At 44.4% G+C, this 9,706-nt stretch carries 10 protein-coding genes; 6 read left to right on the top strand and 4 right to left on the bottom strand.

Features of this window, described 5'->3' with window-relative positions:
• Positions 1-302 (bottom strand): ISAs1 family transposase (locus NA59_RS04990; protein ID WP_044408875.1); only part of this gene is annotated, 302 nt, incomplete at its 3' end.
• 96 nt (positions 303-398) lie between these two features.
• On the opposite strand from NA59_RS04990, the gene NA59_RS15050 reads away from it, so the two are divergent.
• From NA59_RS15050 to NA59_RS04960, 6 genes are all read left to right on the top strand, one after another.
• A complete protein-coding gene (locus NA59_RS15050; RefSeq protein ID WP_198401052.1) occupies positions 399-623 on the top strand; it encodes a hypothetical protein in 225 nt (74 codons plus the stop codon).
• Between the two features lie 324 nt (positions 624-947).
• The gene (gene gyrB, locus NA59_RS04980) at positions 948-3,383 is read left to right on the top strand and encodes a DNA topoisomerase (ATP-hydrolyzing) subunit B (RefSeq protein ID WP_044408939.1); all 2,436 of its coding nucleotides are present in this window, start codon (positions 948-950) and stop codon (positions 3,381-3,383) included.
• A gap of 104 nt (positions 3,384-3,487) precedes the next feature.
• A complete protein-coding gene (locus NA59_RS04975) occupies positions 3,488-4,426 on the top strand; it encodes a phosphoribulokinase (RefSeq protein ID WP_044408869.1) in 939 nt (312 codons plus the stop codon).
• Positions 4,427-4,587: 161 nt separating this feature from the next.
• Positions 4,588-5,067 carry a hypothetical protein gene (locus NA59_RS04970; RefSeq protein WP_044408866.1) on the top strand — a complete coding sequence of 160 codons (480 nt, stop codon included), beginning with the start codon at positions 4,588-4,590 and terminating at the stop codon, positions 5,065-5,067.
• Complete coding sequence (locus NA59_RS04965; RefSeq protein ID WP_044408863.1) at positions 5,057-6,745, top strand: PAS domain-containing sensor histidine kinase; 1,689 nt, start codon at positions 5,057-5,059, stop codon at positions 6,743-6,745. The genes NA59_RS04970 and NA59_RS04965 overlap by 11 nt, the downstream gene beginning before the upstream one ends.
• Positions 6,738-7,103, top strand: a complete 366-nt coding sequence (locus NA59_RS04960) for a response regulator (protein ID WP_052501471.1) — start codon at positions 6,738-6,740, stop codon at positions 7,101-7,103. The genes NA59_RS04965 and NA59_RS04960 overlap by 8 nt, the downstream gene beginning before the upstream one ends.
• A gap of 12 nt (positions 7,104-7,115) precedes the next feature.
• Here NA59_RS04960 and NA59_RS14260 read toward each other — a convergent pair whose 3' ends face one another.
• From NA59_RS14260 to NA59_RS04945, 3 genes are read right to left on the bottom strand one after another with little or no spacing between them, the layout of a single operon-like run.
• Positions 7,116-7,544: a hypothetical protein gene (locus tag NA59_RS14260; RefSeq protein WP_052501470.1), complete on the bottom strand. Its 429-nt coding sequence runs from the start codon at positions 7,542-7,544 to the stop codon at positions 7,116-7,118.
• A gap of 9 nt (positions 7,545-7,553) precedes the next feature.
• Positions 7,554-7,931 carry a P-II family nitrogen regulator gene (locus NA59_RS04950; RefSeq protein WP_044408860.1) on the bottom strand — a complete coding sequence of 126 codons (378 nt, stop codon included), beginning with the start codon at positions 7,929-7,931 and terminating at the stop codon, positions 7,554-7,556.
• 38 nt (positions 7,932-7,969) lie between these two features.
• The gene (locus NA59_RS04945; RefSeq protein ID WP_044408857.1) at positions 7,970-9,694 is read right to left on the bottom strand and encodes a DUF1538 domain-containing protein; all 1,725 of its coding nucleotides are present in this window, start codon (positions 9,692-9,694) and stop codon (positions 7,970-7,972) included.
• Positions 9,695-9,706: the final 12 nt, after the last annotated feature.

Genomic DNA, 9,706 nt, shown 5'->3' with positions numbered 1-9,706 from the left:
CTCATCTTATAGCTTTGCTGAGCCCAATCAATAAAGGCGGATTCAAAGGCGTTTGGATCAATAAGTGAAAACACCCGACCAAAGGTGTCGTGCGAGGGAATCCCATTAGGTAGGGCTAAGAAACGTTTAAACCAAGCCTCCTTAGCACGTGCAAACATGGCAATGGCATGCCAATCATCCATACCAGAAAGCACGGAGCATAAGGTGATGGTTAGGATATCGGAGAGGTTATGTCGTTTGTTTTTTGTCTCACGACGTGGATCGGCAATTTGGTCAAAAAAGGGTTGAGGGTTAGCAAGCATGATGTGTTATTTCCGCGTGTTAAAAAGAATAACTCATGCAAAAAACGTGCTAACTTTGATATTTCTTGTTTAATAGAGCAATTTATTTTTGTGTAATTGTCAATACTTCATGTAGTGCGATTGCCCTGCCATCAGCATCAGGTGCATTATCATCACCAAGCCGACTTTATTATCGATGAACACACTCTCTTTGAAATAGGCGGCGCGGGCAAAACCAAAAAACAAATTAAATCGCTCGACGCTAGCTATCTTGCGCTTGATAACATTGAAGTGGGTCACCACCATACCATCCCGCTATGGATGTTCGGATTGCTGTATTGAAAATGGCTAATTTAAAGGCAAGGGAATAATCGCGCTGAGTACGCTTTGTTTTTGATGTCATTACCGTTATTATCATGGTTCAAACATCCGGGTTAAAACAGAAGGCGTGCTGGCTCGCTTGTATCTCATCCCCACTTGGGTTGGGATAGCTTGAGGTTTTTGCTGTCGATGGCGATGCTGGCCTTCGCCGGGATGAGGTGGGAACGAGTGTTGTGATCAGATAGCCGGCACTTTTGATTGCGGTCAAGCAAAACCAACTAAAACGGTTTTGCAAAAATTGTGGTAAAATCACCAGATTATTTTTATAACCAAAGTCAAAGCGCTATGTCAGAAAATACTATCGAACCTAAGTTATATGATTCTTCATCCATAAAAGTCTTAAAAGGTCTTGACGCTGTACGTAAGCGTCCGGGTATGTATATCGGGGATACCGATGATGGTTCGGGTCTTCACCACATGGTGTTTGAGGTAGTCGATAACGCGATAGACGAGGCGCTCGCTGGGCATTGTGACATTATCAAAGTAACCATTCATACTGATGGCTCGGTATCGGTGTCTGATAACGGCCGAGGTATTCCAGTCGACATCCATAAAGAAGAAGGCGTATCAGCGGCGGAAGTCATTATGACGGTATTGCACGCGGGTGGTAAGTTTGACGATAACTCCTATAAAGTCTCTGGCGGTTTACACGGTGTGGGCGTTTCCGTGGTCAACGCGCTCTCCGAAGAGTTAAATCTAACCATTCACCGTCACGGTAAAGTCTGGAAACAAACCTATCATCTTGGGGTTCCCCAAGCACCTTTAACCGCTGTGGCTGACTCGGATAAAACCGGTACTGAAATACGTTTTAAACCCAGTGCTGAGATTTTTGCCATCACCGAATACAACTTTGACCAACTGCTAAAACGCTTGCGTGAACTGTCTTTCTTAAACTCAGGGGTTTATATTGAGCTGATTGACAAGCGTGATGACCGCAAGCAAGTGTTTCAATATGAAGGCGGTATTTTGGCATTCGTTGATTTTATCAACCACAACAAAACACCGATTAACGCCAAGGCATTCCATTTCACCACCATGCGAGATGATATTACGGTCGAAGTGGCAATGCAGTGGTCTGAATCCTACCAAGAATCGATTGTTTGTTTCACCAACAATATTCCGCAACGTGATGGTGGTACCCATTTATCTGGCTTCCGCGCAGCACTCACGCGCACACTCAATAGTTATATTGAAAAAGAAGGTCTTAACAAAAAATTCAAGATCAACGTATCGGGTGATGATGCCCGCGAAGGCTTAGCGGCGGTAATCTCGGTTAAAGTACCTGATCCAAAATTCTCATCACAAACCAAAGACAAACTAGTGTCTTCTGAGGTGAAAACCGCCGTTGAAACCGCGATGAATGAAAAGCTCGCTGAATATCTAATGGAAAACCCCAACGAAGCCAAAGCGGTGTTTGCCAAGATTGTAGATGCCGCCCGCGCACGTGAAGCCGCGCGTAAAGCGCGTGAAATGACACGCCGTAAAGGGGCGCTGGATATTGCCGGCTTGCCTGGTAAGCTAGCCGATTGCCAAGAAAAAGATCCCGCGCTTAGCGAACTTTACCTGGTGGAGGGTGACTCCGCTGGCGGCTCAGCCAAACAAGGCCGTGATCGCCGCCGTCAGGCTATTTTGCCGCTGAAAGGTAAAATTTTAAACGTTGAGCGCGCGCGTTTCGATAAGATGATATCCTCTGCCGAAGTCGGCACACTGATTACCGCACTGGGTTGCGGCATCGGTCCTGATGAGTACAACATTGCTAAATTACGTTATCACCGCATCATTATTATGACGGATGCCGACGTCGATGGTTCGCACATTCGTACCCTATTGCTTACCTTCTTCTACCGTCAGCTACCGGAGTTAATTGAAAACGGCTATATCTATATTGCCCAACCACCGCTTTATAAAGTGAAAAAAGGCAAACAAGAAACCTATTTAAAGGATGACGCTGAACTAGAAGGCTATCTATTAAACAGCGCGTTGAACGATGCCGCGCTCTGGGTATCGGATCACGGCCCAAGCATTAAAGAAGTCGCGCTAGAGCAGGTCGCCAAGCAATATCTGCAGGTTAAACGTATTATTGGTCGTTTATCGCGTCGGTTTAGTCAAACCTTTTTGACCCTATTAACTGATGCCGATGCGCTCAACATCGCGCTGATGAATGATTTTGACGCGCTAACCTTATGGGCAAAAAACCTTGAGCCACGCCTTCAAGCCATCGGGGAATTGCAGAAAGTCAGCTACACCCTTAGCGTTGAACCCGCTTTAGATGGCGATGCAAAATTTCAATTACGCTTAGGTCAACGTGAGCACGGCACACTAAGCACCCAAGTGTATGGTGAGGAATTTATTCTATCACCTGAATATGCCGCAATGGCAAAACTCAGTGAAACCCTACAAGGGTTGCTCACCGAATCGGCTTATGTTCAACGTGGCGACAAACAACAGCCGGTTGATAACTTTAAAGACGCTTTAGAATGGTTGCTGAATGAAGCGAAGCGTGGCCAAAGCGTACAACGCTATAAGGGTCTAGGTGAAATGAACCCAGAACAACTCTGGGAAACCACGATGAACCCTGAATCCCGCCGTTTGTTACAAGTTAGAGTGCAAGATGCGATTGAGGCTGATCAGGTATTCACTACACTAATGGGTGACCATGTAGAGCCACGTCGTGATTTTATTGAAAGCAATGCACTCAAAGCCGAAAATATTGATGTTTAAGACCTTAGAATCTTATGGTTTAAGTGGTAATCGTTTTACGTTTTAATTTATAGCAAGCAGGCCTGGTGATCCAGCCTGCTTATTTCACTAAGAAAGGAGGCATTATGTCTGCAACTCACCCTATCGTAACGGTCACAGGTTCATCTGGTGCCGGTACATCATTCGTTAAACGTGCTGTAGAACAAATTTTTGCACGTGAGAACCTGAATGCCGCGATTATCGAAGGCGACAGTTTTCATAAATACGACCGTATGACCATGCGCGAAAAAGTAGCGGCAAGCAAAGCGGATGCATGTTCACGCGTATTAACTCACTTTTCAGAACATGCCAATGAATTTGGTAAGCTAGAAGAGTTGTTTGCTCAATATCGTAAAACCGGCACAGGCAAACGTCGTTATTACATCCACAGCGACGAAGAAGCCGCGGAATTAAACGCGCGTTTAGGTACAGACCTTAAGCCCGGTGAATTTACCCCTTGGGAAGATATTCCTGAAGGTACCGATGTCCTATTCTATGAAGGTTTACATGGCATGGTTAAGCGTAAAGACCATGGCCCAGCAGAAGGCATGCATGACGTTGCACAATATGTTGATCTAGGTATTGGCGTATGTCCTGTCGTTAACATTGAATGGATGCAAAAAATTTACCGTGACACCTCTGAGCGTCCTTATTCAGTCGGTCAGGTTCGTGATGTGATTTTAGAGCGTATGGAAGACTACATTGAGTATGTTGTACCGCAGTTCCACCGTACCCACATCAACTTCCACCGTGTACCCTTAGTGGATACCTCTGATCCGTTTTCAACCTTGAAAGACGAAGCGGCCTTAGTACCTGAGCCTAAGAACTCATTGATGGTGACTCATGTTCGTCTTAAAGATGTCGATTTACAAGCCGTGTGTGACAAAATTCCAGGCGCTTGGTTGCAAACGCCAGAAACCTTAGTTTATAACTCTGAGCATATGGTATTAGCGATGGATTTATTGATGTCGCCGATTATTCATAATCTTGTTGAGAAAAAACGCGCTGCGTTAGCACAAGGCTAATTAGCCTCGTTCCAACCTATTTTGAGGATCCATTTTCTCAAAATAGGTAAACCTCCTCATAAATTCACACTATTCCAATTATTTTTCTATATAATAAATACTTATTTATACCGTGGAAAAACGTCATTAAAACGTTAAAGATCTTTCTTATTTGGCTTGTAATGAGCCTATACACCAGCACCAGCATGGCGTTAAATCAACGCGATGAGAACTTACTGTGGGTGGGAACCGAGGTTTTTCCAGCGCTTGTTGCGGCTGTCGAACAGCCTCCTGTACACGCTACTATTGCCGTTGTATATGATAAAAATGCAGCACACGCACAGATTATCGCTGAACAACTACGTAAAAAAGTCAAGCAACCTATTCGCGTTATCTCACAGCAAGCTTTTTTAACAGCCGATCATTATGGTTTTGTGTTTATCTGCCACCCTGCGCTACACAACAAAAGACTGTTAGACCATATCAATAACAACAACATGCTAAGCTTTTCACCCTTTATGAGTGCGCTTGAAAAAGGGGTCGACACCAGTATTTTGATTAGCCATCAAGTCCGCCCCCGATTAAATTTAAAACAAATTGAAGCAAAAAACATATTTCTTAAGCCTTTTTTTGTTCAGGTATCAGCCCTCTATGAACCCTAATAACCGACCCAAAAAACATGGCCAATTAAGCCTTATTTTTATTAGCGTTACGCTCGTTCTCATTTTAATTGCATTCAGTTATTTTTATAATATTTTGCAGCCAAGACTTCACCAAGAAGCGCAAAATCAATCGGCCTTATTAATTAACTCCATTAGCCAAGACCTAATGCAGCGGCAGGTGATTGAAGATGCTTTTTTGTTACAGCGTGAAATAAGCAAAATACTACTTTACTCAAGCGAGCAATATCAACAGCCCTATATTAAGGGCTTGAAAATCGAATTTAACCCTGATTTATTTCCGCACCATACGCGTCCACTCCAACGGGGAAAAACCCAGTGTAAACATTGCTTTGAGATCAGCAAACAGCTTTATTGCAACAGCACCAACGAACTGATTGCGAATGTACGTTTTCTGATTAACCCTGTTAACTATCAGCGCATGATTAATGATATCACACAAAAATTCTTTCTATTTTTAGGCGTGCTCGTATTGTTATTGCTTGTCATTTGGTTCAGCACACGCCGGCTATTTATTGCAAACCTAAACACACAAGATGCACTGAAAAAAGCGAATGAATACAATCAAAAAATTCTTAACACCCTACAAGACTGGGTGCTGGTCATTAATGATCAAGGCCGCATTATAAATGCTAACCAAGCCGCCTCTGCAGACCTTAATATATTTAACAATGCGCCTGATAACTTATTTATTCAGCAATTTGTAACAGCTGAAAAAACACAACAGCCCTTAATGAACCTCATCAAACAGCCAACGCAAGAGCTACAGCAAAACCTTATTGAAGTTAAAATTAAAACAGGCCATCAAACCGGTCATTATGGGCTATTAACCTGTTCGCGCTTTATTGACCCAGATCAAGCGCTGTCTAGTCAGTTTTTGGTGGTTATAAAGGATGTACAGGCACTCAAAATAGCGGAATCTAAACTGGCTTATCAAGCGCAAATGGCACATGCCAGCCGCTTAAAATCATTAGGAGAGATGGCCGCCGGTATCGCGCACGAAATTAATCAACCGCTTGCCGTTATACGCTTAGGTGCCGAGGGTATTAAGCAAACCCTATCGCGTCAGAACCCCGATGCATTTGAGGTTGAAATGGCACAAGATATGATTGACCAGGTTGATAGAGCCAGTCTTATTATTGATAACATGCGCTCATTTTCTCGACAAAAAAGCACAGAAAAACAATGGATAAGCGCACATACCCCCTTGAACAATGCCTTAGGATTTTTTAGAGAGCCTTTTAGAATTCAAGGGATTACACTGGTTGAACAGATAGATACCGGTTGCCCAGAAATTAAAGTCGAGATTCAAAAGTTTGAGCAAGTACTTGTCAATCTACTAACCAATGCACGCCAAGCACTCGAAAAAACACATCACCTAAACCCCAAAATCACCATTAAGCTCCAGTGTGATCAACAAAAAGTTACGCTCATTATTGAAGATAACGGTTGCGGTATGGATGAAACCACACGTCAGCATTGCCTTGACCCCTTTTTTACCACCAAAGAAGCTGGCGATGGTACGGGGCTCGGATTATCGATTGTCGATAACATTTTACATGAGCTAAAAATTGAACTTATTATAGAAAGCGAACTTGCAAAAGGGGCGCGTTTTATACTCCATATTCCCCACAAAATGACGGATAACCAAGATGACTAAACTATTATTAGTGGATGATGAACAAGCCATTTTAAAAGTATTACGGTGGCGATTAGAGTCGGTGGGTTACCAGATTGAGACCGCACTGAGTGGGTTGGAAGCGCTTGATAAAATTGAGCTGAGCACCCCCGATATGTTAATTACCGATGTACGCATGCCAAAAATGGATGGTTTAACACTGGTTAAAACCCTCAAAAAATCAGCCAATGCCACACTGCCTTGTATCGTCATGTCTGGTCACGGTGACATAGATATGGCCAGTGAAGTCACCCATATCGGTGCAGTAGGCTATATTCATAAACCGGTTAAATTTGAAGTGCTCCAGCTACTCATCAAACAAAACTTAAGAACCTATTAGGTTTAACCCGACTTAAGCCTGGTTTTCGACGAGGCGTTTTAGGTTTTGAATGTCGGTTTCGCTAAGGCCGAGTTCGTTGGCAAGTTGCATATCTGCTAAGGCTTCGGTCGGTATCCCTTCAGCGGGTAAATCGGGCAGTTGGTAATCGGTACAACCTGTTAACGGATGCTGGTACATATACGCGCCTTCGGTTTGCTCAATCTTAGCAAGGGTGTAGAGTTCCTCAAACACCTGTTCAGCATATTCAGCGGGCACAATCACCTTGAGCAAATCCATGTCTTCCCAACTATCGTAAGCCCCTGTGGTTTGCTCATTGCGCACGGTTAAAAACTCGGTAGCAAGAATATAATCGGGTTCGATATGTCCAAGCACCTGCGTTGAAGTACCTTGCGTAATAATTGCGCCAATCAGGGTTATAGGTTGGGTCAGCATCGGATTCATAGTGGTTTCCTAGCGAGGGTGATGGGATTGTTCAATACGCTGCAAAATATGCGGTGGAATATAGGCCGCGGCTTTATCCAGCTTAGTGATATACATAATGCCCATGCCAGGTGTATCCAATTGGCCTGCCTCATACATGCGCACAAAAACTTCTTTTTCTTGTTCCTCTGACACCATAATTTGAATCACTTCTTTTTCGGCTTCAACCGTTATGCTCAATAACCCAAGACGATCTCGCACCCCGGCACCGCGTCCGTAATGAATGGAAGCACCCTGCGCCCCAGCCGCACGCGCTGCCGCCACAATCTGATCACCCTTGCCTTTTTGCACCATGCAGGTAATCAGCGATACGCCGGTTAAGATAGTTATTTTCTTTTCAACACTCATTCCCGTTCCCTCTAAATTAAGGCTGTTTTAAGCAGTGATTATTCGGCATTTAACACTTGCAGGCGTTTTTCTTGCCAATAGACTTTTAACCGTATCGCCAGGCCTGTCAGTTGCACGGTGATAATAGGGCCAATGGATGCCAAGGCTAAGATACCAAAACCTTCAACCGCCCCCACGGCCAACCCTAAACCCAAGCCCATCGCTAATACTAAAGGCACGGTCACCGGTCCGGTTGTCACCCCCGCGCTATCCCAAGCAATATTGACGTATTTTTCATCGGAAATAACGGTTAACATCATCGCTAAAAGATAGCCTGGCAAAATCAACCAAATCAACGACCAATCAAAAATCACCTTTGCGACACCCAGCGCAATACCGCCCCCCACGCCTACGGCCACTGCATACATGAGCGCTTGCTTTTTAAATGCTCCGTTGGTGAGGGTTTCAACCGTCATACCTAAGGCATTCAAGGCGGGTTCGGCCAGTGTTGAGCCAAAGCCCAATAAATAGGCAAACAATAAGGTAATCGCAATGCCCAAGCCATACCAATAAAACGGTGAACCCTCGATACCTTGAAGTTCAGCAAAGGCCGCCGGAATGGTTGAACCGGTTTGCGTACCCAGCATGGCAAGCCCATAACTTAAACCTAAGTTAAAGATAATCATCCCTATAACAGTCAAACCCAAACCCAGCATAATCACACGACTATTCGCAAGCTTCTCACGCAGCAAAAACACCAAAATCAGCCCTAAAAAGGCAATTAAGGGCACAATCGCACGCAACCCATTAATAATCTCGACGGAGGGCGTCATCTGATACCAAGCCGGTTCAAAAACCTCAATATCAGACACATGTGCAAGAATTTCATCGACACTGATCGCGGAATGCACGTACAACGCCAACATCAACACCGCTAGAATCGGGAATAACGAGGCCAAGGTCACAATACCAAACCCACTCATTGATTGCTTACCGCTACCCGCCGCCGCCGCAATACCAATTCCTAAGGCTAAGACTAGGGGCACAGTAACCGGTCCAGTGGTGACCGCACCGCTATCCCAAGCCAAGCCAATCACACTGCTCAATTCCGGATTCAATGCGATATAGATTGTCAAAGCAAGAGTTGGAATCACCGAAGCAAAAATCAGCGGTTTAATGCTCCAGTCATAAATAAACCGCAACGTACCAATCAACGCCGCCAACCCGACGCCCACGCCCACCATTAACACCAGTGTTTCGGTATAAATATTGAGCATCGCGTAGAGATAAGGCGCATCCTGCGCAACCACATTTGCGCCCGCTTCTTTCAATGCACCAATGGAGGGTTCGGCAAAAGTCACCCCAATACCCAGTAAAAACGTCACCAACAACAAGACTGGTAAACTGGATTTTTGCGGCAGTTTATTCCCTATGGTTTCGCCAAACGGCATTAAACCGAGTTTTAACCCCTCGATAAACAGCATTAAACCGATCACCACCGCCACCAGGCCTGCAGTAATAATACCGGCATCGACAATCGGCTGACGTAGGATAATAAGTTGAAATAAAACGAGGTAAATAGATAAAGGCAAAACGGCACGAAGCTGGTCGCCTAAACGTTCAGAAATATAGGGTTTAAGTAATCGCCAAGCATCATAGCGACTAAGTTTTATTTTTTGAAAAGCAGAATCAGGTGTTTCAACCAATTCGTTATAACGAATAGAATGGGTTTCAAATCGCTCTTTTTGAACGACTTGGTGATAACGAATTGGTTTTTTTTCCATACAAATTTTTCT

Source organism: Thiomicrospira microaerophila, assembly GCF_000934765.1.
GTDB classification, from domain to species: domain Bacteria; phylum Pseudomonadota; class Gammaproteobacteria; order Thiomicrospirales; family Thiomicrospiraceae; genus Thiomicrospira; species Thiomicrospira microaerophila.
This window is presented reverse-complemented; position numbering and strand designations above follow the sequence as displayed.

Bases quoted from the DNA above. Each gene is read 5' to 3' on its own strand.
- gyrB (WP_044408939.1), top strand. From the start codon at position 948: ATGTCAGAAAATACTATCGAACCTAAGTTATATGATTCTTCATCCATA.
- NA59_RS04975 (WP_044408869.1), top strand. From the start codon at position 3,488: ATGTCTGCAACTCACCCTATCGTAACGGTCACAGGTTCATCTGGTGCC.
- NA59_RS04970 (WP_044408866.1), top strand. From the start codon at position 4,588: ATGAGCCTATACACCAGCACCAGCATGGCGTTAAATCAACGCGATGAG.
- NA59_RS04965 (WP_044408863.1), top strand. From the start codon at position 5,057: ATGAACCCTAATAACCGACCCAAAAAACATGGCCAATTAAGCCTTATT.
- NA59_RS04960 (WP_052501471.1), top strand. From the start codon at position 6,738: ATGACTAAACTATTATTAGTGGATGATGAACAAGCCATTTTAAAAGTA.
- NA59_RS14260 (WP_052501470.1), bottom strand. From the start codon at position 7,544: ATGAATCCGATGCTGACCCAACCTATAACCCTGATTGGCGCAATTATT.
- NA59_RS04950 (WP_044408860.1), bottom strand. From the start codon at position 7,931: ATGAGTGTTGAAAAGAAAATAACTATCTTAACCGGCGTATCGCTGATT.
- NA59_RS04945 (WP_044408857.1), bottom strand. From the start codon at position 9,694: ATGGAAAAAAAACCAATTCGTTATCACCAAGTCGTTCAAAAAGAGCGA.